General features: G+C 70.2%; 20 protein-coding genes. 15 read left to right on the plus strand and 5 right to left on the minus strand.

Annotated features, from left to right (window positions below; all coding sequences use genetic code 11):
• Nucleotides 1–26 precede the first annotated feature (26 nt).
• Complete coding sequence (locus tag F9C12_RS08255; protein ID WP_409465423.1) at nucleotides 27–1,010, minus strand: DMT family transporter; 984 nt, start codon at nucleotides 1,008–1,010, stop codon at nucleotides 27–29.
• 98 nt (nucleotides 1,011–1,108) lie between these two features.
• On the opposite strand from F9C12_RS08255, the gene F9C12_RS08260 reads away from it, so the two are divergent.
• Both F9C12_RS08260 and F9C12_RS08265 read left to right on the plus strand, forming a co-directional pair.
• Entirely contained in the window at nucleotides 1,109–1,774 is a 666-nt protein-coding gene (locus F9C12_RS08260; protein ID WP_409181394.1) for a VC0807 family protein, read from the plus strand.
• The gene (locus F9C12_RS08265; protein ID WP_409465424.1) at nucleotides 1,774–2,523 is read left to right on the plus strand and encodes an SDR family NAD(P)-dependent oxidoreductase; all 750 of its coding nucleotides are present in this window, start codon (nucleotides 1,774–1,776) and stop codon (nucleotides 2,521–2,523) included. The genes F9C12_RS08260 and F9C12_RS08265 overlap by 1 nt, the downstream gene beginning before the upstream one ends.
• A 118-nt stretch (nucleotides 2,524–2,641) precedes the next feature.
• Here the strand turns inward: F9C12_RS08265 and F9C12_RS08270 are convergent, their stop codons facing one another.
• The gene (locus tag F9C12_RS08270) at nucleotides 2,642–3,838 is read right to left on the minus strand and encodes a helix-turn-helix domain-containing protein (protein ID WP_409465425.1); all 1,197 of its coding nucleotides are present in this window, start codon (nucleotides 3,836–3,838) and stop codon (nucleotides 2,642–2,644) included.
• A gap of 150 nt (nucleotides 3,839–3,988) precedes the next feature.
• Here F9C12_RS08270 and hpnC point away from each other — a divergent pair, with 150 nt between their 5' ends.
• From hpnC to F9C12_RS08315, 9 genes are all read left to right on the plus strand, one after another.
• Entirely contained in the window at nucleotides 3,989–4,855 is an 867-nt protein-coding gene (hpnC, locus tag F9C12_RS08275; protein ID WP_409465426.1) for a squalene synthase HpnC, read from the plus strand.
• Nucleotides 4,852–5,721, plus strand: coding sequence for a presqualene diphosphate synthase HpnD (hpnD, locus tag F9C12_RS08280; RefSeq protein ID WP_409465427.1), 870 nt, complete (start codon nucleotides 4,852–4,854; stop codon nucleotides 5,719–5,721). Before hpnC ends, hpnD begins: the two co-directional genes overlap by 4 nt.
• Nucleotides 5,718–7,055, plus strand: a complete 1,338-nt coding sequence (gene hpnE, locus F9C12_RS08285; RefSeq protein WP_409465428.1) for a hydroxysqualene dehydroxylase HpnE — start codon at nucleotides 5,718–5,720, stop codon at nucleotides 7,053–7,055. Before hpnD ends, hpnE begins: the two co-directional genes overlap by 4 nt.
• Nucleotides 7,052–8,083, plus strand: coding sequence for a polyprenyl synthetase family protein (locus F9C12_RS08290; protein WP_409465429.1), 1,032 nt, complete (start codon nucleotides 7,052–7,054; stop codon nucleotides 8,081–8,083). The genes hpnE and F9C12_RS08290 overlap by 4 nt, the downstream gene beginning before the upstream one ends.
• A complete protein-coding gene (shc, locus tag F9C12_RS08295) occupies nucleotides 8,083–9,987 on the plus strand; it encodes a squalene--hopene cyclase (RefSeq protein ID WP_409181401.1) in 1,905 nt (634 codons plus the stop codon). Before F9C12_RS08290 ends, shc begins: the two co-directional genes overlap by 1 nt.
• On the plus strand, nucleotides 9,984–11,453 hold the full coding sequence (gene ispH / locus F9C12_RS08300) for a 4-hydroxy-3-methylbut-2-enyl diphosphate reductase (RefSeq protein ID WP_409465430.1): 1,470 nt from the start codon (nucleotides 9,984–9,986) through the stop codon (nucleotides 11,451–11,453). Before shc ends, ispH begins: the two co-directional genes overlap by 4 nt.
• Nucleotides 11,454–11,456: 3 nt before the next feature.
• Nucleotides 11,457–12,458, plus strand: a complete 1,002-nt coding sequence (gene hpnH / locus F9C12_RS08305; RefSeq protein WP_009076658.1) for an adenosyl-hopene transferase HpnH — start codon at nucleotides 11,457–11,459, stop codon at nucleotides 12,456–12,458.
• A 266-nt stretch (nucleotides 12,459–12,724) separates the two neighbouring features.
• Nucleotides 12,725–13,750 (plus strand): phenylalanine--tRNA ligase subunit alpha, encoded by a 1,026-nt coding sequence (locus F9C12_RS08310; RefSeq protein ID WP_409465431.1) that lies wholly within the window; start codon nucleotides 12,725–12,727, stop codon nucleotides 13,748–13,750.
• Between the two features lie 13 nt (nucleotides 13,751–13,763).
• Nucleotides 13,764–15,545, plus strand: coding sequence for a hypothetical protein (locus F9C12_RS08315; protein WP_409465432.1), 1,782 nt, complete (start codon nucleotides 13,764–13,766; stop codon nucleotides 15,543–15,545).
• A gap of 3 nt (nucleotides 15,546–15,548) precedes the next feature.
• On the opposite strand, the gene F9C12_RS08320 is transcribed toward F9C12_RS08315, so the two are convergent.
• Both F9C12_RS08320 and F9C12_RS08325 read right to left on the minus strand, forming a co-directional pair.
• The gene (locus tag F9C12_RS08320) at nucleotides 15,549–15,971 is read right to left on the minus strand and encodes a PPOX class F420-dependent oxidoreductase (protein ID WP_409465433.1); all 423 of its coding nucleotides are present in this window, start codon (nucleotides 15,969–15,971) and stop codon (nucleotides 15,549–15,551) included.
• Nucleotides 15,971–17,185: an MFS transporter gene (locus F9C12_RS08325; RefSeq protein ID WP_409465434.1), complete on the minus strand. Its 1,215-nt coding sequence runs from the start codon at nucleotides 17,183–17,185 to the stop codon at nucleotides 15,971–15,973. The genes F9C12_RS08320 and F9C12_RS08325 overlap by 1 nt, the downstream gene beginning before the upstream one ends.
• An 84-nt stretch (nucleotides 17,186–17,269) precedes the next feature.
• Here F9C12_RS08325 and F9C12_RS08330 point away from each other — a divergent pair, with 84 nt between their 5' ends.
• Nucleotides 17,270–18,202 (plus strand): LysR family transcriptional regulator, encoded by a 933-nt coding sequence (locus F9C12_RS08330; protein WP_409465435.1) that lies wholly within the window; start codon nucleotides 17,270–17,272, stop codon nucleotides 18,200–18,202.
• A gap of 97 nt (nucleotides 18,203–18,299) precedes the next feature.
• On the opposite strand, the gene F9C12_RS08335 is transcribed toward F9C12_RS08330, so the two are convergent.
• On the minus strand, nucleotides 18,300–18,725 hold the full coding sequence (locus F9C12_RS08335) for an Ohr family peroxiredoxin (protein ID WP_409181408.1): 426 nt from the start codon (nucleotides 18,723–18,725) through the stop codon (nucleotides 18,300–18,302).
• Between the two features lie 288 nt (nucleotides 18,726–19,013).
• Here F9C12_RS08335 and F9C12_RS08340 point away from each other — a divergent pair, with 288 nt between their 5' ends.
• The 3 genes from F9C12_RS08340 to F9C12_RS08350 all read left to right on the plus strand — a co-directional run bounded on the left by F9C12_RS08340 (nucleotide 19,014) and on the right by F9C12_RS08350 (nucleotide 22,061).
• Nucleotides 19,014–19,583, plus strand: a complete 570-nt coding sequence (locus tag F9C12_RS08340; protein WP_409465436.1) for a CGNR zinc finger domain-containing protein — start codon at nucleotides 19,014–19,016, stop codon at nucleotides 19,581–19,583.
• Between the two features lie 598 nt (nucleotides 19,584–20,181).
• On the plus strand, nucleotides 20,182–20,700 hold the full coding sequence (locus F9C12_RS08345) for a lytic polysaccharide monooxygenase auxiliary activity family 9 protein (RefSeq protein ID WP_409181410.1): 519 nt from the start codon (nucleotides 20,182–20,184) through the stop codon (nucleotides 20,698–20,700).
• A 188-nt stretch (nucleotides 20,701–20,888) separates the two neighbouring features.
• Nucleotides 20,889–22,061 carry a glycoside hydrolase family 64 protein gene (locus F9C12_RS08350; RefSeq protein ID WP_409466979.1) on the plus strand — a complete coding sequence of 391 codons (1,173 nt, stop codon included), beginning with the start codon at nucleotides 20,889–20,891 and terminating at the stop codon, nucleotides 22,059–22,061.
• Nucleotides 22,062–22,106 lie beyond the last annotated feature (45 nt).

Consider the following 22,106-nt stretch of genomic DNA (forward strand, 5'->3'; position numbering starts at 1 on the left):
CGCTCCAACGCTGCCCCCTTTTTTCGCTAGCAGGCGGTCCCGGCCAGCCCGTACCCGTCGTCCGGGTCCGAATCGGGCCGTTCGCCGGATTCTTCCGATGCGGTTTCCTCTTCGGCGGGCGGCTGGTCCGATTCCGCCGACAAATGCGACGCGCGCGTGGACAGCAGCGCGATCCCGACCACGATCACCAGCCCGGCCAGCGCCTCGCCGAACAGCGCGAGCGGCCTCCCGTCGGCCGATTCGCCCATCCACGACAGCCCGATCGCCACGCCGACCAGCGGGTCCAGCGCGGTGATCACGGCGAGCGCGGGCGTCAGGAACCGGCCCTGCTGGAACGTGTTCTGGCTCAACAGGAATCCCAGCGGCCCCACGAGGCACACCAGATACAGCGTCCAGTGCCGGAACGGCTCGTCGATCCCGACGCGGAACTGGCCCGCGACCACCTTCATCAGCCCGGCGGTGAGGCCGTACAGGACGCCGGTGGCGACGGCCAGCCCGAGCACCCGCCAAGATCCGGAATTCGTCGACGCGGCAACGACAAGCGACACCAGGGTCACCGCGGCGAGCGCGATGCCGAGCGGCAGCAGCGCGCCGCCGCTGACCAGCGTTTCGCTGTTTCCGCTCGGACGGGCGATGACGAGGAACGCGGCCAGCCCGGCCACGCACAGCAGCCCGCCGACGCTCATCGTGCGGTCCGGTCGGCGGCGCTCCAGCCGCGCGGACGCCAGCCCGGCGAACATGAGCGACGTCACGAGCAGCGGCTGGACCAGCAGCAACGGCCCGAACGCGAGCGCGACGAGCTGCAGGACGAGACCCAGGATGGTGGCGGCGATCCCGATGAGCCACAATGGGCGTCCGACGAGCCGCTTGAAGAGCGTCAGGTCGAGCGGTTTGCCGGTTTCCACCTCTTTGGTCGCCCTGGCCTGCGCTGCGCTCGCGAGTCCCATGCACGCCGCGCCGGCGACGGCGGCGGGGACAGCCACGACCAGCGACATCCCCGAAACTGTCACGGACTCTTCACCTCACACCGTCCCCATCCCCCGTGCTTATGCTCAAGCCTTGTCCGAGGCCGAGTCGCCCGGTTGGCACCGGAGGCAGCAGAACCCGCATGCGACACCCCCACACGATCGACCTCCCCTCGCTCCGCAATCTCCTGGCGGACGGGAGCCGGCACCTGCTGGAGTCGGCGCTCGTCCCGGCCGGCCTGTTCTATCTCCTGCTGACCCTGGTGAGCTTCGACAGCGGGGTCATCGCCGCGCTGTGCTGGTCGGTCGCCGTGGTCGGCGCCCGGCTGGTCCTGCGCAAGAAGATCCCCGCCGTGCTGCTGCTGACCACGGCTCTGCTGGTCGCGCGCACTGTGCTGGGCCTGGCGACCGGCAGCGCCTTCCTGTACTTCCTGCAGCCGACTCTACAGAATTTCCTCGTCGCCGGCCTGTTCCTGGTGTCCGCGCCGTTCAACAAACCGCTGCTCGCGCGGCTGGCCGGCGATTTCTGCGCATTCCCGGAAACGCTCTCCGGACATCCCGGAATGCGCCGGTTCTTCCAGCGCGTGTCGGTGCTGTGGGGGCTCGTGTTCGCGGTGAACGGCGGCGTGACGCTGCTGATGCTCGCGCGGGAAACGGTCGGCAGCTTCCTCATGGTGAGCACCGCGGGGTCGTACTCGGTGATCGGGCTGGCCATCGCCGGTTCGCTGTGGTGGTTCCGCCGTTCGCTGCGCTCGGCGGGCATCACGCTGCGCATGGGACACCGTCCGGCCGCGCTGCCCGCCGCCTGATGGCCCGCACCGCCCTCGTCACCGGCGCGTCGTCCGGCATCGGAGCCGCCACCGCGCGCCGGCTCGCCCGCGCGGGCGTCCACGTGCTGCTGCACGGCCGCGACGAGGACCGGCTGGCCGCCCTCGCCCGGGAAACCGGCGGCACCGCGCTCGCCGCCGACCTCGCGCCCCCCGGAGCCGCGGCGGAACTCGCCGAACGCGCACGGGAAGTCACCGGATCGGTGGATCTGCTCGTCAACAACGCCGGCCTCGGCTGGGCCGGTCCGCTGCCCGAGCTGTCCGCGGAACGGCTGCGGCACCTGGTCGCGGTGAACCTGACCGCGCCGCTCGACCTGACCCGCGCGCTGCTGCCCGCGATGCTGGAACGCGACCGCGGGCAGATCGTTTTCGTCTCCTCGATCGCCGGACGCACCGGCGTCGCCGGAGAAGCCGTGTACGCGGCGGCGAAGTCCGGTGTGGACGCTTTCGCCGACAGCCTTCGATTCGAGTTGCACGGCACCGGAGTTACGGTCGGAATCGTAGTTCCCGGCGTGGTACGCACGGAATTCTTCGAACGTCGCGGGCGTCCGTACACCCGCAGCACCCCGCGGCCGGTGAGCGCCGAACGCGTGGCCGCCGCCGTGGTGCGCGCCGCCGCGCGTCCGGGCGACTACTACGTGCCGCGCTGGCTGCGAATCCCCGTCGCATTGCGCGGCACGGCGCCCGGCCTGTACCGCGCGCTCGCGGCGCGATTCGGCGCCGAAAGCTGACGGGTCCACGCGAACCTCCTCCCCCAGTATCTCGTGAGCGGCAATGCCGTACCCGGCACCGGCCGCTTACGAGACCCAAGCACGTCCCCTGTGCTGCCGCATCAGGGGAATTCCCCGATCAGGCGATCTCGTCCACCTGCCCGGGCGGCCCCCAGGCGAGCGCCAGCACCAGCGTCGCGCGCACGGCCGGGTCGTCCAGCGACGGCCCGAACAGGTCGTGCAGGCGGCCGAGCCGGTAGGACACCGTCTGCGGATGGATGTGCAGATCCTCCGCGACCGCCTTGCGGTCCCCCAGATGCAGCAGCCACGACGTGAGCGTGGTCAACAATCGTTCCCGCGCGGATTCGTTCAGCTCGGCGAGCGGAGCGAGGGCCTGTCTTCTCAGCACGTCGAGCAGCCGGTCGTCACGGTGCACGATGATCGCGTCGAGGTGTTCGTCGGCGAACACCGGATCGTCGCTGAGCAGGTGGTCGCGGCGCAACCGCGCGGTCACCTCGGCGATGCGCAGGCTGGCCGGGAGCCGGTCGAGCGGCACCGTCGCGCCGACCACCGCGCCGCCGCCGCGCAGCGCCCTGGCCAGCCACGCGCGTCTGCCCGGGCCGCCCGGGTCCGGCACGATCGCCACCACGACGCCGGGCCGGCGCAGCCGCAGGCAGCTGTCTTCGAGGCGGAACACCAATTCCCGCCCCAGTTCGTTTTCGTCCTCCACCAGCACGACCGCGGCGTGCTTCGGCAGCCGCCAGTCCGCGCGCGCCGCCGCGGCCCGCACCGCGGCCTTGTCCGCCCGGTCGGACAGCAGCAGCGCGGTCAGCTCGTCGCGCAGCCGTTCCCGCGCGCGCACCGCGTCCGACTGCTCCTGCAGGTACCCCCGCAGCGACGATTCCGAAAGCTGGTCCACCAGAGCGAACACGGTGGTGGCGAGCGAGGCGAACAGTTCGGCGGGCACGCCGAGATCGAGCGCCGCTTCCGAAACGTACCGCCACGCCACGCGCGCGCCGACCCGGTAGGCCGACAGCAGGCTCGTGACCCGCCTGCCCTGCTGGTATTGCGCCCGGCCGATTTCCTCGAACACCGTCTGCTCGACGCCGGACCCCAGTTCCGGCAGCCGCTCGTCGGGCTCGGCCGCGATGTCGATCAGCCGCCGGACGAACCCCGCGCTGGCGGCGACGAGGTCGGCGAGCTCTTCGGTCAGGAACTCCGCGTAGTCGGGATGCTCGTCCGCGAGCTGGTCGCGGACCTCGTTGAGCATGGCGGGCAGCCGGCGGGTCACCACCGTCTCCAGTTCGTCAAGCCGGGTCACCTGATCTGGTCCCATGTGTCCGGGAGTCCTTCCGTCGCAGGCAGCGGTCTCGGGTCGCCTCGGGACATCCTGTCCCCACTTTGGCCCCTCGTGCCAAGTCGAAGCCACCGAAATTCGCTTTCCGGCGGCAGAAGCCGCCCGTCCGGGGGCGCGACACTGGCGGGGATGAGAGCGACCCCGGCCGCCCGTAACACTGCGGACACAAACGGACTGCGAGAGAAACGGCGCGCGGAAAACTTCCCGGTGGCCCTGCGGGTGCTGCCGGAACAGCTGCGCGCCGACCTCGTCGCGGTCTATTCCGTCGCGCGCACTGTGGACGATCTGGGCGACGAGGCCGAGGGCGACCGGGTCGCGCGGCTCGAGGCTTTCTCTTCGCAGCTGTCCGCGGCGTTCGGCAACGGCGAACCGGAAGATCCCGCGGTCCGTGGACTTCTCCCGGCGATCCGCGCCGGGCGGCTGACCGAGGAACCGTTCCAGCGGCTCGTGCAGGCCAACATCCAGGACCAGCGCGTGCACCGGTATCCGGTCTTCGCGGACTTGCTGGCGTACTGCCGGCTTTCCGCCGACCCGGTCGGGCGCATCGTGCTCGGCCTGCTCGGCGTCCACGATCCGGCCGCCGAGCAGCTGTCCGACCGGATCTGCACCGGGCTCCAGCTCGTGGAGCACTGGCAGGACGTCGGCGAGGACTACCGCAACGGGCGGGTGTACCTGCCGCAGGAGGATCTCGCCGAGTTCGGCGTGGCCGAGGAGGAGCTGGGCGCCGCGCACGCGTCGCCGGAGATGAAAGCGCTGATGCGGTGGGAAACCGACCGCGCCGCCGTCCTGCTGGGCGGCGGCGCGGATTTGCTCGGGCACCTGTCCGGCTGGGGGCGGTTCGCGGTCAGCGGCTTCCTCGCCGGCGGGCTCGCGACGGTCGACGCGCTGCGCGCGAGCGGCGGCGACGTGCTGTCCGCACCGGTCCGGCCGAGCCGGGCCGGACTGCTGAGTTGGCTGGGGTGGCTGCAAGTCGGCACGAGGAGGCGGTCCGGATGACGGCACTGGGCACAGTGGACGAGGCCTACGCGCACTGCGCGGCGGTCACCAAGGAACAGGCGCGCAACTTCTACTACGGAATCCGGTTGCTGCCGCCGGGCAAACGCGCGGCGCTGTGCGCGGTGTACGCGCTGGCCCGGATCATCGACGACATCGGCGACGACACCGAGGCGTCCGCCGAGACCAAGCTGCAGGGGCTCGCCGGGGTGCGGAAATCGCTCGGCGATCTGTCCGCGACCACCGATCCGGTGTACGTCGCGGTCGCCGACGCGGCGCGCCGGTACCCGATTCCGCTGGGCGCGTTCGAGGAACTGCTCGACGGCGTCGAAATGGACGTGACCGGCCGCGAATACGTGCGCTTCGAGGAACTGGTCGAGTACTGCCGGTGCGTGGCGGGTTCGGTCGGGCGGCTGTGCCTCGGCGTCTTCGGCAGCCGTCCGGAGCCGAACGCGCCGGTGTACGCCGACGAATTGGGAATTGCCTTGCAGCAGACCAATATCCTGCGCGACATCCGCGAGGATCTGCTCAACGGCCGCGTGTATCTGCCCAAAGAGGACCTCGACCGGTTCGGCGTCGAACTGTCCGTCGGGCCGGACGGCAGGCTGGCCGATCCCGACGGCGGGCTCTCCGCGCTGATCCACGACAGCGCCGCGCGGGCCCGCGACTGGTATTCCCGCGGGCTTCGCCTGGTGCCCTCTTTGGACGGGCGCAGCGCCGCGTGCTGCACCGCGATGTCCGGCATCTACCGCACCCTGCTGGACCGGATCGACGAACAGCCGGCGCGCGTGTTCGACCGGCGGCTTTCGTTGTCCGGCCGGGAAAAGGCGGTGGTGGCGTTCCGGGCGCTGACCGGGATCGGCCGATGACCGCCCCGGTCGCGGTGGTCGGCGGCGGGCTCGCGGGCATCGCCGCCGCGCTCGCCTGCGCCGACGCCGGCCGTCCGGTCACGCTGTTCGAGGCGCGGCCGCACCTGGGCGGGCTCACGCATTCGTTCACCCGCGGCGACCTGCATGTCGACAATGGACAGCACGTGTTCCTCCGCTGCTGCACCGCTTATCGCGCGCTGCTCGACCGGCTCGGCGTCGCGGACCGGGTGGTGCTGCAGCCGCGCCTGGAAATCCCGATCCGGCTGCCGGGCGCGTCCGCGCCGACGTGGCTGCGGCGCGACGATCTGCCCGCGCCGCTGCACCTGGCCACCTCGCTGCTGCGCTACGACCCGCTGCGCCCGCTCGACCGGGCCCGGTTCGCGCTCGCCGCGCTCGCGTTGCGCCGGGTGGACCCGAAAGCGGACCGCACGGATCGTCAGTCGTTCGGGGAATGGCTGCGGCGGCACGGGCAGAGCGCGGCGGCGATCGAAGCGCTGTGGGATTTGGTCGGGGTGGCCACGCTGAACGCGACCGCCGACGACGCGTCGCTCAGCCTCGCCGCGACAGTGTTCCAAGAGGGCCTGCTCACCGATCCGGCCGCCGCCGACATCGGGTGGTCGCTGGTGCCGTTGCGGGAACTGCACGGCGACCCCGCGCACGAGCGGCTGATCGAGGCCGGAGCGGACGTCCGGGTGAGCACGAAGGTGCGCGCGATCAGCGAGGGCTGGCGGGTCGTCACGGATCGCGGCGAGGAGGAGTTCGGCCAGGTCGTGCTCGCCACTCCGCCGCCGGTGACCGAACAGCTCGCGCCGGCCGGGGCGATCGGGCTGCCGCCGGGCTGGTCCGGCGGGCTCGGCAGCTCCCCGATCGTGAACGTGCACGTGGTGCTCGACCGGAAAGTCCTCGGCGAACCGTTCGTCGCGGGCGTGCGCACGCCGGTGCAGTGGGTGTTCGACCGAACGCGACAGTCCGGTTTGGACTCCGGGCAGTATCTCGCGATGTCGCTGTCCGCCGCGGACGCGCAGATCGACCTGCCCACGGCGAAACTCCGCGAGCAGTTGCTGCCCGAGCTGCTGGCGCTGCTGCCCGAGGCGCGGGGCGCGCAGGTGCTCGACTTTTTCGTCACCCGCGAGCGGCACGCGACATTCCGGCCCGGTCCCGGCACCGCCTCGCTTCGCCCGCCCGCGCGCACCGCGTTGCCCGGGCTGTACTTGGCGGGCGCGTGGACCGCGACCGGATGGCCCGCGACCATGGAGGGGGCCGCGCGCAGTGGCGCGACCGCGGCCGCTGCCCTTCTTCAGCACAACGGTAAGAGGGAGGGAGTCGGAGCATGACCGCCAATCTGTTTCCTGCCGAAAAAACGCGTGCGGCGGCGCCGCCGGTGCTCGGCAGCGCCCGGGACGTCGTGCAGCCAGCGTTGCGCGCCGCCGTCGACCGGCTGGACGACACCAGCCGCGCGATCAGCGCCTACCACCTCGGCTGGACCGACCCGAACGGCGTGCCGGTGCGAGGCAACGGGGGCAAGGCCGTGCGTTCGGCGCTCGCCGTGGTGTCCGCGCAGGCCGCGGGCGCGCCGGTGGAGGCCGGCGTGCCCGGCGCGGTCGCGGTGGAGCTGGTGCACAACTTCTCGCTCGTGCACGACGATCTGATGGACGGCGACACCGAACGCAGGCACCGGCCCACGGTGTGGGCGCTGTGGGGGTCGGCGAGCGCGATCCTGACCGGGGACGCGATGCTCGCGCTCGCCCAGGAAGTGGTGCTGGACAGCGGTTCCCCGCACGCGGTCGCCGCCGGCCGGCTGCTCACCGAGACCACGCGCCGCCTGATCCACGGCCAGTTCCTGGACGTCTCGTTCGAACAGCGGGACAACGTCACGCTCGCCGAATGCGTGACGATGGCCGCCGGGAAAACCGGCGCGCTGCTGTCCGCCAGCGCCGCGATCGGGGCGGTGCTGGCCGGCGCGCCCGCCGAGGTCGTCGACGCGCTTGCGGTGTTCGGCGAGGAGATCGGCCTGGCGTTCCAGCTCGTCGACGACGTGCTCGGCATCTGGGGCGACCCGGCGGTCACCGGGAAGTCGGTGTACTCCGATCTGCGGGCGCGCAAGAAGTCGCTGCCGATCACCTACGCGACCACGCACGGCGGCGCGGCGGGCCGCCGGCTGGCCGAATGGCTCGCCGGGGACGACGACACCGACCTGGCCCGGATCGCCACGCTGGTGGACGACGCGGGCGGCCGCGAATGGGCCACTGCGGAAGCGGCGCGGCACGTCGCCGCCGCCGAGCAAGCGCTGGCCGTCGTCCCGTCCGGCCCGCGCTCCGACCTCGTTTCGATCGCCCGTTTCATCGCCGGAAGGGAAGCGTGATGACCCAGACCGTCCCCCGCGCCTCCGCGCCCGTCGCCCGCACCGCCGCCGACACCGTCGCGGCGGCCGTCGAATTCCTGCGCCGCGAACAGGACCGCGCCGGATGGTGGAAGGGCGAACTCGCCACCAACGTCACGATGGACGCCGAAGACCTGCTGCTGCGGCATTTCCTGGGCATCCTGACGCCGCAGATCGCCGAGGAGTCCGCCCGCTGGATCCGCTCGCAGCAGCGCGCGGACGGCACCTGGGCGAACTTCCCGGACGGCCCAGCCGACCTGTCCACCACGGTCGAGGCGTGGGTGGCGCTCCGGCTGGCCGGCGATCCGGCGGACGCGCCGTGGCTGGCCGCCGCCGCGGAGTGGATCCGCGAGCACGGCGGGATCGAGGCGACGCGGGTGTTCACCCGGATCTGGCTCGCGATGGTCGGCCAGTGGTCGTGGGACGACCTGCCGAGCCTGCCGCCGGAGCTGATCTTCCTGCCGTCGTGGTTCCCGCTCAACGTCTACGATTTCGCCTGCTGGGCACGGCAGACGATCGTGCCGCTGACCATCGTCGGCACGCTGCGCCCGGTGCGGAAGCTGCCCTTCGAGGTCGACGAACTGCGCACCGGCAAACGCCCGCCGAAGACCCGCGCGCCGTGGACGTGGGACGGCGTGTTCCAGAACCTCGACACCGCGTTGCACGCGTACGCGAAACTGCCGTTCAACCCGGTGCGCAAGCTGGCGATGAAGCAGGCGGCGGAGTGGATTCTCGCGCGGCAGGAGGCCGACGGTTCGTGGGGCGGGATCCAGCCGCCGTGGGTGTACTCGATCCTCGCGCTGCACCTGCTGGGCTATCCGCTCGACCATCCCGCGCTCAAGGCAGGGATCGCCGGGCTGGACGGGTTCACCATCCGGGAGAAGACCGAGCAGGGCTGGGTGCGGCGGCTCGAAGCCTGCCAGTCGCCGGTGTGGGACACCGCCTTGGCGATGACCGCGCTGCTCGACGCGGGCGTCTCCCCCGGCGACGAAACCCTGGTCCGCGCCGCGGAGTGGATGCTGGGCGAGGAAATCCGGGTGCCCGGCGACTGGGCGGTGCGGCGGCCTTCGCTGGAGCCGGGCGGGTTCGCCTTCGAATTCGCCAACGACGGGTATCCGGACACCGACGACACCGCCGAGGTGGTGCTCGCGCTGCGGCGGATGGGCAAACCGGACCACCTGCGGATCCGCGAGGCGGTCGACCGGAGCGTCGCGTGGCTGGAGGGAATGCAGTCCAGCGACGGCGGATGGGGCGCGTTCGACGCGGACAACACGCAGGTGCTGACCACGCGGCTGCCGTTCTGCGATTTCGGCGCGGTGATCGATCCGCCGTCGGCGGACGTGACCGCGCACGTGGTCGAAATGCTGGCCGCGGAAGGGAAAACGGACACGCGCGCCTGCCGTCGCGGGGTGCGGTGGCTGCTGGACAACCAGGAAGAGGACGGTTCGTGGTTCGGCCGTTGGGGCGCGAACTACGTGTACGGCACGGGTGCGGTGGTGCCCGCGCTGGTCGCGGCCGGGATCCCCGGGACCGACCCGCGGATCCGGCGTGCGGTGGAGTGGCTGGCCGAGCACCAGAACGACGACGGCGGCTGGGGCGAGGACCTGCGGTCCTACGACGACCGGGCGTGGGCCGGGCGCGGCGATTCGACGCCGTCCCAGACCGCGTGGGCGTTGCTGGCGCTGCTGGCTGCCGGGGAGCGCGAGTCCACTGTGGTCTCCCGGGGCGTCGAGTGGCTGTGCGAACGCCAGCGGCCGGACGGCGGATGGGACGAGGACAAGCACACCGGCACCGGGTTCCCGGGCGACTTCTACCTTTCGTATCACCTGTACCGCGTGGTGTTTCCGCTGTCCGCCCTCGGCCGGTACGTACGGGGCGGGTCATGACGCCGATCGTCTGCACCCCGCTGCGGATCGAACAGGCCGCGCTGCGCGGTCCCGGTCCGCGAACGGTCCACACCGGACTCGGGCCTCGCCGGGCCGCCGCCGCTGCGGCCCGGCTCCCGTCCGGACCGCGGATCGTCGCGGGGCTCGGTGGTGGGCTCACTCCTTCCGTACGGCCGGGGGACGTCGTCGTCGCCACCGAGGTGCGCGGTCCTTCCGGCGTAATTCCGGTTCCGTCCGCGCCGTTGCTGGCGGGTGCGTTGCGACGGCTGGGGCTCACTGTCCATCTAGGACCGGTGGTCGGCAGTTCGCACGTGGTCCGAGAGCGGGAACGGGCTTCGCTGGCTTCCAGCGGCGCGCTGGCGGTCGACATGGAGTCCGCGTGGCTTGCTGCCAGCGGTGAACCGTTCGCGGTGGTTCGGGCCATTGTGGACACGGTCGGCGAACCGCTGCTGCGTCCTTCGACTGTCTCGAATGGACTCGCCGGGTTACGGAGCCTGCGCCGGACCGCGCCCGCGCTGGCCGCGTGGGCCGAAGCGGTGCGGCCGCGTACGGTGCGGTTAGCTAGTCCGCGGTCGTTCTGCGCCGGAGTGGAGCGGGCGATCGAGATCGTCGAACGGGCGCTGGAGAAGCATGGCGCACCGGTGTACGTGCGCCGGCAGATCGTGCACAACACTCATGTCGTGCATCGGTTGCAGGGTCGCGGTGCGGTGTTCGTGGACGAGGTGGAGGAAGTTCCGGAAGGCGAGACGCTCGTGTTCGCCGCCCACGGGGTCTCTCCCGCCGTCCGGCGGGCCGCCGCGGATCGCGGACTGTCCGTTGTGGACGCGACGTGCCCGTTGGTCACCAAGGTGCACAACGAAGTCCGCCGCTACACCGGGCGCGGCGAGACGGTGTTCCTGATCGGGCACGCCGAGCACGAGGAAGTCGAAGGAACCGTCGGGGAAGCGCCGGACAACGTGGTGGTCGTGAGAGATGTCGAGGCCGCCCGGACGGTCACCGTGCGCGACCCGTCGCGGACCGCCTACACCATGCAGACCACCCTCGCGCTCGACGAGGCCGAAGAGATCGCGTCCGTGCTGCGGGAACGATTCCCGGGACTTTCCGCGCCGCGCAAGGACGACATTTGCTACGCCACGACCAACCGGCAGCAAGCCTTGCGCGCGATCGCCCGCGAGGTGGATCTGGTGCTGGTCGTGGGTTCCGGGAATTCGTCCAACTCGCGGCGGCTGGTGGAAGTCTCCGAACGCGAGGGGACCCCGGCGGTGCTGGTGGACGGCTGCGGCGACGTCGACCTGCGCCGGCTCGCCGGGGCCGGGCGGATCGGGCTCACCGCGGGCGCGTCGGCGCCGCCGCATCTGGTGGCCGAAACGGTCGAGGCCCTGCGCGGATTGGGGCCGGTCAGCGTCGCGGAAAACCCGCTGACGGAGGAAGAAATGACGTTCACCCTACCTCGGGAGGTGCTCTGAGCGATGGCCATGCCGTTGCGCCAGTCTCTTCGACTGGGCGGTTACCTGATGAAGCAGAAGCTGCTGCGCAAGGAGAAGTTCCCGCTCCTGGTCGAGCTGGAACCGCTCTTCGCGTGCAACCTCAAATGCGGCGGCTGCGGCAAGATCGCGCAGCCGCACACCCTGCTGAAACAGCGGATGCCGGTGGAACAGGCCGTCGGGGCGATCGAAGAGAGCGGCGCCCCGATGGTGTCGATCGCGGGCGGCGAACCGCTGATGCACCCGCAGATCGACGAGATCACCCGGCAGCTGCTCGCCCGCAACAAGATCATTTTCCTGTGCACCAACGCGCTGCTGCTGCCCAAGCACATCCACAAGTTCAAGCCGCACCGCAATTTCGCGTGGATGGTGCACATCGACGGCCTCGAAGAACGGCACGACGCGTCGGTGCGCAAGGAGGGCGGTTTCCAGGCGGCGGTCGACGCGATCAAGCTCGCCAAGGAAAAGGGCTTCCGCGTCATGACGAACACGACGTTCTTCACCGGGGACACCCCGCAGGACGTCATCGACGTGCTCGACTACCTCAACGACCTCGGCGTCGACAACATGCAGATCTCGCCCGGGTACGCCTACGAGAAAGCCCCGGACCAGGACCACTGGCTCGGCGTGCAGCAGACCCGGGAACTGTTCGCCAAGGCCTTCGGCGGCGGGAACCGGAAACGCTGGCGGCTCAACCATTCGCCGGTGTTCCTCGATTTCCTCGAGGGCAAACGCGACCTGGAATGCACGCCGTGGGGCATTCCGTCGTATTCGCTGCTCGGCTGGCAGCGCCCGTGCTATCTGCTCGACGACGGCTACGCGAAAACGTACCGGGAGCTCATCGAGACCACCGAATGGGAGAACTTCGGCCGCGGCAAGGACCCGCGCTGCTCGAACTGCATGGCGCACTGCGGCTACGAACCCACCGCGGTGATCGCGACGCTCGGCTCGCTGAAGGAATCCGTCCGAGCCGCCGTCGGACACTGACTCACCGGTCGTGCGGGGAACCCCGGGGGACGCTGATTCCCTCGGGGTTCCCCGGGGTTCCCCGCACGGCCGACGCAAAGGGTTTGCTCAGCGCGAGCGGGGCGTGCCATGATGGGCGCATGCGTGCGCAGCGATTTCTCCGCCCCCGGGCAGTGCCCGGGGGCTGCGCGTGCGCGCCGGGCTCCGCCCGCTGACGTCCGCGTCTCCCCTCGCTGCCCGGGGGTGAAGTCCAGAACTTCACGCTCCGAAGTGAGGAAACCCTTCCCGTGGACCCCCTTGACCCCGCCTCGACGCTGCGCCGGATCACCGCGCTGACCGACGCTGCACTCGCCGAGCTCGCCCAGGCCCGCACTCCGGCCGCCGTCGCCGACGCACGCCGTTCCGCGCTCGGCAAATCCAGCCCGCTCGCCGCCGTCCGCCGCGACCTCGGCCGGTACGACCCGGCCTCCCGCAAACAGCTCGGCCTCGCGCTTTCCGAAGCACACCAACGCCTTGCCACCGCGTTCGCCGCGAAGGCGTTCGCCGAAACCGCGCTGGACCACCCGCTCGACCCCACCATTCCCGGCCTCCCGCCGCCGACCGCCGGACTGCATCCGGTGACCCAGCTGAGAGACGACCTCGACGACGCCTTCCGCGCGCTCAACTTCACGGTCGTCGAGGGTCCGGAAATCAGCTCCGCGGAGAGGGAATTCGACCGGTTGAACTTCCCCGCCGACCATCCGGCGCGCGAAAGCATGGACACCTATTGGCTGGCCGACGGCCGGTGCCTGCGCCCGCACCTGACCGGCGCGAGCGTCCGGCACCTGAGCACGAACGCACCGCCGGTCCGGATCGCCTACCCGGGCCGCGTTTACCGCAACGAAAGCACCGACGCCCGGCACGAGCGCGCGTTCTTCCAGTACGAGGTGCTCGTGGTGGACGACGCGGTTCCGCTCGCCACCGCCCGGTTCCTCGTCGACACCATTCTCGGCACGGTGTTCGGCGAACCGGTGCGGACGCGGATGCGTGCCGGATACTTCCCTTTCGTAGAGCCGGGTTTCGAAATCGACATGGCCTGCCGGGTGTGCTCGGGGCGCGGCTGCCGCACCTGCGGACGGACCGGCTGGCTCGAGGTGATGCCCGGCGGCAGCCCGCATCCGCACGTGCTGCGCGCGGCCGGGCTCGACCCGGCACGCTGGTCCGGCTGCTACCTCAACGTCGGCTTGGACCGGCTGGCGATGATGCGCTACGGCATCGACGACGTCCGGCTGATGCACAGCGCCGACCTGCGCTTCCTCACTCAATTCGCCTGAAAGGCCCGCTGCCGTGAAGATTTCCCGGGATTGGCTCGCCGACTACGTGCCGCTGCCCGACTGTGCGCCGGAGCAGCTGGCGCACGAGCTGACCTTGAAAACCGTCGAGGTCGAGGGGTACGACCTCGTTGAGGGCGATGTCGTCTTCGAGATCGACAACAAATCGCTCACCCATCGTCCTGATCTGTGGAGCCACTATGGAATCGCCCGCGAGCTGTCTGTCCTCTATGGACTTCCGCTGGCCCCCCTTCCCCAGGTCGTCCGGCCGCCGAGCACTACTGGCCTCACCGCGGCCGATCCTGCTTGGCACCGAAGGATCCTGGCCTTGCGGTGCACAGTGGACAGTTCCGTACCGACTCCGGCGTTCGTCCGCGACCGGCTCCGGCGAATCGGTGCACCAAGCCGGAACCTGTGCGCCGACCTGAGCGCGTACGTGATGTTCGCCGTCGGGCAACCGAGTGACGTCCGCAGTTCGGACGGCTCACTCGTGCTTGAGATACCAACTCTGCTCCCGAGCCGAGCCCGCCGCAGCGCCCGGACCGAGGCGTCGGTGCGCCAGGAGAAAGGCTTGGACACCCAACGCGCGGACCAGGCCGCCGACCTGTTCCTTCACCTCCTGACCGAGGCCGACCCGTCCGCGGTCGCACTCGGCGAGGAGGACCTCGTGCTCGCCGCCACCCGGCGAGCCGAAATCGAGGTGAGCCTGGCAGAACTCGAAAGCCGGATCGGGGTCCGGCTCCCTCCGGACGAGATCCTGCGCATCCTCCGCGCCCTCGGCTGCACCGCCGAGATCACCGGGGAACTGCTGCGAGTGGTGGCTCCGTCGTGGCGTTCCACCGGCGATCTCTCGCTGCCCGTGGACATCGTCGAGGAACTGGCCCGGATCCACGGCTTCGACGCGCTCCCCGCGCCGAGGCCCGTCGTGACCCTCACGCCGAGCCCCCGCCTCCCGTTGAGCCGCCGAGTCCGGGAGGTGCTGGCCGCCCGCGGCGGGGCGACCGAGGTGCTGACCTACCCCTGGTCCGCCGACCACCTGCTCACCGCCTGCGGACTCGACGCCGACCTGGCGATCAGCCACCCGCCGGCCCCGGACCGCGCCCGGTTGCGCCCGTCGCTGGTCCCGAACCTGCTCGAAGCCGCAGCCGCCAACCTCCGCTACTACGACGAGTTCAGCATCTTCGAAGTCGGCACCGTCTTCGCCGCCGCCGAACGGACGTCCGCCGGGATCCTGCTCGCCGGACCGGACGGGGCCGGCCTGTTCCGCCGGGCCAAGGGGCTGGTCGACCTGGTCCGCCGGTACTGCCATCTCACCGCACTGGATCTGTCCGGTGCACCCACCCCGGCCTGGACTGACCAGTCGGCGCGACTGGCGATCCGCCCAGGCGGCACGCTGGCGCTGGTCCGGCCGTCGGTGCTCCGGGCGGCGGGGATCGACCGGGGCGCGATCGCCTGCGTCGAACTGGATCTCGGCGCGCTGCGGGCACACCCGTCGCGGGAGAACCGCTACACCCCGGTCGGCGACCTGCCCGAGTCGGACTTCGACCTCTCCGTCCTCGCCGCCGACACGGTGCCGTGGTCTCTGTTCGCCGACTCCGCGAGCCGGGCCCATGCCTTGGTACAGCGGGTGGCTTACGTCGGCGAGTACCGGGGTTCGCGGATTCCGGCGGACCACCGGTCGCTCACCTTGCGGGTCACGCTCCGCCCGAGGTCCGCAACACTGACCGCGAGCGAGATCGCCACCGCCCGCTCCGAAGTGCTGGCTGCACTCGAGCGGGTGGGGGCGCGGTTGCGGTGAGACTCAGCCGAGACCAGAGTGGGCGATCACGTGCGCGATGCTGATCCGCACCGCGGTGAATCCACCGTGGACGAACGATTCGGCAAGGTCCACTGCGGACTGCTCGGGGTAGTAGCGTTCGGCGATCCCCGCCGCCACCCGCCTGATCTGGTCCGGCTCGGCGGAAATCCGGGCTTGGCCTTCGATAGTCACGAAGCTGTACGGCTGCCGTTCGTCGCTGACGCAGACCGCGACGCGTCCGTCCCGCACCAGGCTTTTCCCTTTGACACTCCCCGGCGACAAAGCGAAGGCGAGTTCGTCCCCGTCCAGCACGAAACAAATCGGGGTGACGTGCGGACGTCCGTCGGCGCGCGTGAGAGCTAAATGGGCAAGCCTGGTTCCTTCGGAGAGGAAAGTGCGCCATTCGCTGTCGGTCATGGTTGACATCAGTGTGTTCCCTTCTCGGTTGACTGACCACTTCGGACGCGGAGGCGTCCAGCAACGGCTTGCTGTGCCAGGAAAAGCAGGAGCCCGGCGGCGAAAGCAACGCCGCCCAGGCAAGTCCGACCGGCTTGCTGCAGCAACGCCGTGCCGATGATCGGGCCAAGGACCGCGCCGAGGCTCCACGCGCTCGACGCGACGCCCAGGTACCCGCTGCGCAGATCCGGCGGCGCAAGAGCGGCGAAGGTCGCTCCGAATTGGACCGCGAGCCCGATCTGCCCAAGGCTGACAATGAGAATCGCGACGGCATAGCCAGCAATGCTGTGCGTCAAAGCCGCCCATCCACCGCCGAGGCCGACCAGCACCATCGAGATGGCGAGTACGGTCCCCCGGTCGCGATTCGCCAGCACGCCGACGGCCAACGGTTGCAGGACAACAATGGCGAGCCCATTGAGCGCGAGCACCGCACCATAGGTAGCGGAGCTGAACTGTTGCGCGGTCATCAGCAACGGCAAGGTGGCGAACGATTCCATGAGCAGCGTGAAACAGCCGACGTGAATCGCAATCATGGCGAGCATCAGCCGGTCCGCCCGCAACACCGGCAGCAGCGCACGTTTTGGACCGCTCGCAGCCGAGCACGTCTCCGGCACCGCCGCCACCACGATCAAGGCGGCGACCAGCATCGCGACTGCGTTCAACCAGAACAGCAGACCGTAACCGCGACTCGCGAGCACCCCGGAAACCGTTGCGGCGACGGAATATCCGAGATTCGCCGCCCAATAAAGCAGGCTGTACGCCCGCACCCGCTGCTCCGGCGGAAGGTCCGCCACCGCCGCGGATCCGGCCGGGCGGAAGAGCCCGGCCGCGAGGCCGTACCCGGCGGCCGTGCCCCAGATGACCGGCGTCGCCTCGGCGGATCCCAAGGCAGCCAAGGCGATCGCCGTCCCGAGGAACCCGAGGAGCATCGTCTTCCGCCGCCCGGCCCGGTCCCCGAGCCAGCCTCCCAGCAGCTGCGACCCGAAATCGCCGATGCCCACGGCCGCCACCACCGCACCCGCGGCCGCCGGGGTCATCCGCTGGTCCTGCGTCAGATACAGCACCAGCATCGGCTGCACGAACGAACCGCCTCGCGCGACGAGGTGGCACGCGCCCAGCGCCCAAGCGAGCGACGGGAGCCGGCGAGCGGAAGTTCTCTCGGCGGTGATCGTTGCGACTGTCATGGCAACGACGCTAGGAGCGCCAGGAGATTAAGAAAAGCGATTGTTTACGATTGGATCCATCGTGAACCGTAATAGACTGAGGTCATGGCGGACCTGGACCTGCGGCAGCTGACGACGATGCTCGCGATCGCCGAGGAGGGAACGTTCTCCCGCGCCGCGACCCGGCTGGGCTACACGCAGTCGAGCGTGAGCCAGCACATCGCGGCCTTGGAACGATCCCTCGGCGGCGCGGTGTTCGACCGGCCGGGCGGTCCGCGGCCGGTGCGGATCACTCCCCTTGGCGCCGTGGTCCTCGAACACGGCCGGGAGGTGCTGGCGAAAGCCGAAGCGCTGGGCCGGGCGGTCGACCGCTTCAAGGCCGGGGAAGGCCGGATCGACGTCGGCACCCTGCAAAGCGTCTCGCACGCCATCCTGCCGACGGTGCTGCGCCTTCTCCGCGAGGAGCACCCGCGCTGCGAGATCCGGCTCTCGGAACCCGACGAGCCCCGGCTCGGCGAGCTGGACCTGCTGTTCTACGACGGCCTGCTCGGCGAGCAAACCGAACACGCCCTGCTGATGGAGGACCCCTACCTGGTCGTCGCGCCGCCCGGCGACCTGCCGGCGGGCCCGGTGCCCGCCCGGAAACTGGACGGCAGGCCGATGGTCGCCTGGCCGGCCACGTGCGACCAGCCCAGACTGGAGAAATCCCTCGCGGACGCCGGCGCGCGGCCGCGGATCGTCTTCCGGTCCGCGGGCAGCGAGACGATCCTGTCGATGGTGCGCGCCGGGATGGGGCTCGCGGTGCTGCCCTGGCTGGCGATCCACCAGGTCGTGTGCCGCGACTGCGGTGCGATCCACGGACCGGAGGGATGGCCGGACCTGCGGGTGCACGACCTCGACCCCGCCCCGGCCCGCTCGATCTACCTGCACTGGCCGCCCGGCCGCGGCGCCGAGTCCCCGCTCGCGGCGCGGACCATCGAGGTGGCGGTCGAAGTCGCGCGCGAGCTGGCCCGGCAGGCGCCGCCGGGACGGACCTGAGCCGGCAGCTTTCGGCCGGGTGCTCTTAACGGCGGCCGCGAGCCCGCGACACCACCGGGTCGGGGATGCCGTGCGCACCCCCGACCAACCGTCCCGGTCAGGCCACCGTCGCGTCCACCGTGACCTCGATGCTTCCGCCCAGCGCCTTCGAATACGGGCAGGTCTGGTGCGCGGCGGCGGCCAGCGTGTCGGCGGTTTCCTGGTCAACGCCGGTCAGCTCGAGATGCAGGGCGGCGCTGAGCCAGAAGTTCGCCTCGTCGTGGTGCAGCGTCACGTCCGCGACCACCGCCAGGTCGGCCAGCTTCACCTTCCGCTGCGCCGCGGCGATCCGGACCGCGCCCATGAAGCACGAGGACCAGCCGGCCGCGAGCAGCTGCTCCGGATTGGTCGCGCCGCCGTTGCCGCCCAGTTCCTTCGGGATGGCGAATTTCAGGTCGAGCGCACCGTCGGAGGAAACCGCGCGTCCCCCGTTGCGGCCTTCGCCGGTGGTGGTGACGACGGCGGTGTAAGTGGTTTCAGACATGATTTTCCCTTTCCAGAACATTTTTCAGAAGCCGCTGAGGACGGTGCCGGCAAGCGCCGCCAGTGCGCCGAGAACTTCCCGGAACGCCCACGTGATCTGGTCCATCGGACTTGCCCTTCCGGCAGGTGACCGGGCCGCTGTCCTCCGGTCTCGGCGACGGGAGAACCTTCGCACGAGAATTCGTCACCGGTCAAGACGGTTACGTTTTTCTGTGACCTGCTACTCATAACCCCCTAGAGCGGTTAGAGGTGCTTGCGCGGCGATTCGTCACCTGTCAGACTGGTGCGCATGGAGCACGCCTTCCCCTGCGGCAACCCGGCGCTGGACTTCGTCGGCACGCTGCGGGCCCGCCGCAACGACGAACCGGCCGAGATGCTCGGGTCGCCGCGCAGCCTCGACGCCTGGTTCCGCGAGTCAGGGGTCACCGGCACCGACCCGGCGAGCACGGCCGCGGACCTGGCCGGGGCGATCGCGGTCCGGGAGGCGATCTACGCGCTGGTCGCGGCCCGGCTGGTCGGCGACGAGTACGACGCGGAGGCGCTGACGCTGGTCAACGAGGCGGCCGCGCAGCCGGACGCGGTCCCCCAGCTGACCCGGACCGGACTGCAGGTCCGGGCGACGGCAGCGCAGGCGCTGTCGACAGTGGCCCGGGCCGCGGTGACGATCCTGGGCGGGCCGGACGCGGATCTGCTGAAGGAATGCGGGCGGCCGGAATGCACGCAGGTCTACCTGGACCATTCGCGCGGGTCGCGGCGCGAATGGTGCGCGATGGCCACCTGCGGGAACAAGATGAAGGCGGCGGCTTACCGGGCGCGGCGGCGAGGGAACCCGCCGCTGACCCCGTCGCGGCAGTCCTGAACGTTCCACGGCTCCCTGATTCTCCGCCAGAGTCGCGCCGCCAGGCATCCCATACCCCGTCTCGGGGCGCCCCTGACCGTCCCCTGGCCGTGCGAAATTCCGCGGCTGGCAAAGGCAAACCTGCCCCAAGTCCGCGAGAACGCCAACCAACCAGTTGAGCATTCCGGATCGAATCCGTTCAACCCCCCGGAAGTCGGGGATTTCGAAACCCGGGCAGAATCGCTGCCCCGGACTTCCCCGGCCCGCCGCTTTCCGTGCGCCCGCGCAGCTTCCCACTGTCCACTATAGACAGTCCGGACCGGACGAAATCACGCTGGGTGGCCATGATCCGCGTTTCGCCACCCGTCCGGCGCAATCCGCGGAAACCCGTTCCGCACGCACCACAAGAGACAGTGGTCCGGGGTGACAACGTTGACGGATAACCCCTCCCCCGCCTTTCTTTGCCAGCTGTTGACCTTTCCCGAACCTCGGGCGTATGGTCTAGACCAAGAAGCCCACCCCCTTCGCTCCCACCCCGTGCGGGCCGGCTCCCGGAAAGCCGGTGCGTCGCTTTGTCGTACCCGCACGGGGAAACGAGCATTCCCCGAAGGAGCTGCCCATGAAAGCGAACCGGAAACTCGTCGCCGCCGCGGTCGGCACGGCGATCGCGCCGGTGCTCGTGCTGATCAGCCCGGCAGGCACCGCCAGCGCGCACGGGTATGTCAACGCGCCGGCGAGCCGGCAGGCCCAATGCGCGCAGGGCGTCGTGTCCTGCGGCCAGATCAAGTGGGAGCCGCAGAGCGTCGAAGGGCCGAAGGGGCTGCACAGCTGCAGCGGCGGCAACGCCCAGTTCGCCGAGCTGAACGACAACAACAAGGGCTGGAAGGCGACGCCGGTCGGCTCCACGGTGGCGTTCACCTGGAAGTTCACCGCCCGGCACCGCACGTCGAATTACGAGTACTGGATCGGCAACGACAAGATCGCCACCGTGGACGGCGGCGGCCAGCAGCCCCCGGCGACGGTCACCCACAACGTGAACCTCAAGGGGCACACCGGAAGGCAGACGGTGCTCGCCGTCTGGAACATCGCGGACACCGCGAACGCCTTCTACGCCTGCATCGACCTGCAGGCGAGCTGACCCGGAAAGTCCACATCGGACACTGAGGCACGGGCCGTGGCGGCGGCCCGTGCCTCAGCGCGCGTCCGGGCCCGGCTCCGGAAATGACAAAACCAGCCAATTTCCCGCGGACTCGTTGACCCGCTTTCCCGGCCGTGACTAGCGTGCCGGTCACCGGAAAAGGGCACGACTCCAGGAGGCGGTTTTCCTTGATTTCCCGGCGGGCATTCCTCGGCGCATCCGCGGCGGCCGCGACATTTCCACTCTGGAACTCGGCGTTCGCCTCCGCTGCCACCCCCGACACCGCGAAGGTCGCTTTCGACGACCAGTCCGGCGCCGGCCGGACCTACGCGTACATCACCGGCACGACGCTCGACAACCGGCTAGTCGTCCTGAAATCCGATGGCACGCCGTACTATCCGCCGTCCCCGGACAGCGACCACACCCCGCTCGCCGAGGACTGCGCGATCCCGCTGAAGTCGCTTTCCCAGGTCACCGTGCCGAAAATGTACGCGGCCCGGATCTACGTCGCCCTCGACAGCAAGCTGGACTTTTTCGTCAACAAGGGCCCGGCGCTCGTGCATCCGAGCTTCCTGGCCGCCGACGACCCGAATTACGCCCGGAACTGGTCGTTCTGCGAATTCACCTTCAACAACGACGTGTTGTTCGCCAACATCAGCTACGTCGATTTCGTCGCGATCCCGCTCGGCCTGCACCTCACCACGACCGGTTCCGGCGACCAGACCGTACCCGGCCTGCCCGCCCGCTCGCTCGACCCGATCTGCGACGCACTCAACGCCCAGGGCGGCAAATGGAGCACGCTGATCGAAACCGGCGGCGACGGCAAACCGTTGCGCGCGCTGTCCGCGCATTACCGCGCAGACCAATTCGGCGGATACCTCGACGGCTATATCGACGAGGTGTGGCAGAAATACCGCAGCGAGACGCTCACCGTCGACACTCAGGTGCCCGGACTCGGCGCGTTCACCGGCCAGGTCGGCGCGGACGGCGTGCTTGCCTTCAACAACGGCGAACGCTTCGAAAAGCCCGCCACGCCGGACGTGTGGAGCTGCGACAGCGGCCCGTTCGCCATCAAACAAGGCGACAGCGACGCCCGCAAAGCGATCATCCCCCGGCTGGCGGCGGCCTTGAACCGCACCACCTTGCGCGACAACCCGAAACAGCCGACCGGCGAGGACCCGGCGAAGTTCTACCAAAACCCGGAAACCAACCACTACGCACGGATCGTGCACAGCAAACTGCCGGACAACCGCGGTTACGCCTTCCCCTACGACGACGTTTCGCCGGGCCCCGATTTCAGCGGCGCCGTCCAGGCAGGCGACCCGGACACGCTCACCATCACGGTAAACGCCTTGCGCTGAACCAAAGACGTGCCGCGGTCCATTTCGGACCGCGGCACCGTCCTC

It is taken from the genome of Amycolatopsis sp. GA6-003 (assembly GCF_046267895.1).
Lineage (GTDB): Bacteria > Actinomycetota > Actinomycetes > Mycobacteriales > Pseudonocardiaceae > Amycolatopsis.

Coding starts and splice junctions, on each gene's coding strand:
- hpnE (WP_409465428.1), top strand. CDS start 5,718: ATGACCGCCCCGGTCGCGGTGGTCGGCGGCGGGCTCGCGGGCATCGCC.
- F9C12_RS08320 (WP_409465433.1), bottom strand. CDS start 15,971: ATGTCAACCATGACCGACAGCGAATGGCGCACTTTCCTCTCCGAAGGA.
- F9C12_RS08270 (WP_409465425.1), bottom strand. CDS start 3,838: ATGGGACCAGATCAGGTGACCCGGCTTGACGAACTGGAGACGGTGGTG.
- ispH (WP_409465430.1), top strand. CDS start 9,984: ATGACGCCGATCGTCTGCACCCCGCTGCGGATCGAACAGGCCGCGCTG.
- F9C12_RS08330 (WP_409465435.1), top strand. CDS start 17,270: ATGGCGGACCTGGACCTGCGGCAGCTGACGACGATGCTCGCGATCGCC.
- F9C12_RS08265 (WP_409465424.1), top strand. CDS start 1,774: ATGGCCCGCACCGCCCTCGTCACCGGCGCGTCGTCCGGCATCGGAGCC.
- F9C12_RS08340 (WP_409465436.1), top strand. CDS start 19,014: ATGGAGCACGCCTTCCCCTGCGGCAACCCGGCGCTGGACTTCGTCGGC.
- hpnD (WP_409465427.1), top strand. CDS start 4,852: ATGACGGCACTGGGCACAGTGGACGAGGCCTACGCGCACTGCGCGGCG.
- F9C12_RS08345 (WP_409181410.1), top strand. CDS start 20,182: ATGAAAGCGAACCGGAAACTCGTCGCCGCCGCGGTCGGCACGGCGATC.
- F9C12_RS08335 (WP_409181408.1), bottom strand. CDS start 18,725: ATGTCTGAAACCACTTACACCGCCGTCGTCACCACCACCGGCGAAGGC.
- hpnH (WP_009076658.1), top strand. CDS start 11,457: ATGGCCATGCCGTTGCGCCAGTCTCTTCGACTGGGCGGTTACCTGATG.
- F9C12_RS08325 (WP_409465434.1), bottom strand. CDS start 17,185: ATGACAGTCGCAACGATCACCGCCGAGAGAACTTCCGCTCGCCGGCTC.
- F9C12_RS08260 (WP_409181394.1), top strand. CDS start 1,109: ATGCGACACCCCCACACGATCGACCTCCCCTCGCTCCGCAATCTCCTG.
- hpnC (WP_409465426.1), top strand. CDS start 3,989: ATGAGAGCGACCCCGGCCGCCCGTAACACTGCGGACACAAACGGACTG.
- shc (WP_409181401.1), top strand. CDS start 8,083: ATGACCCAGACCGTCCCCCGCGCCTCCGCGCCCGTCGCCCGCACCGCC.
- F9C12_RS08290 (WP_409465429.1), top strand. CDS start 7,052: ATGACCGCCAATCTGTTTCCTGCCGAAAAAACGCGTGCGGCGGCGCCG.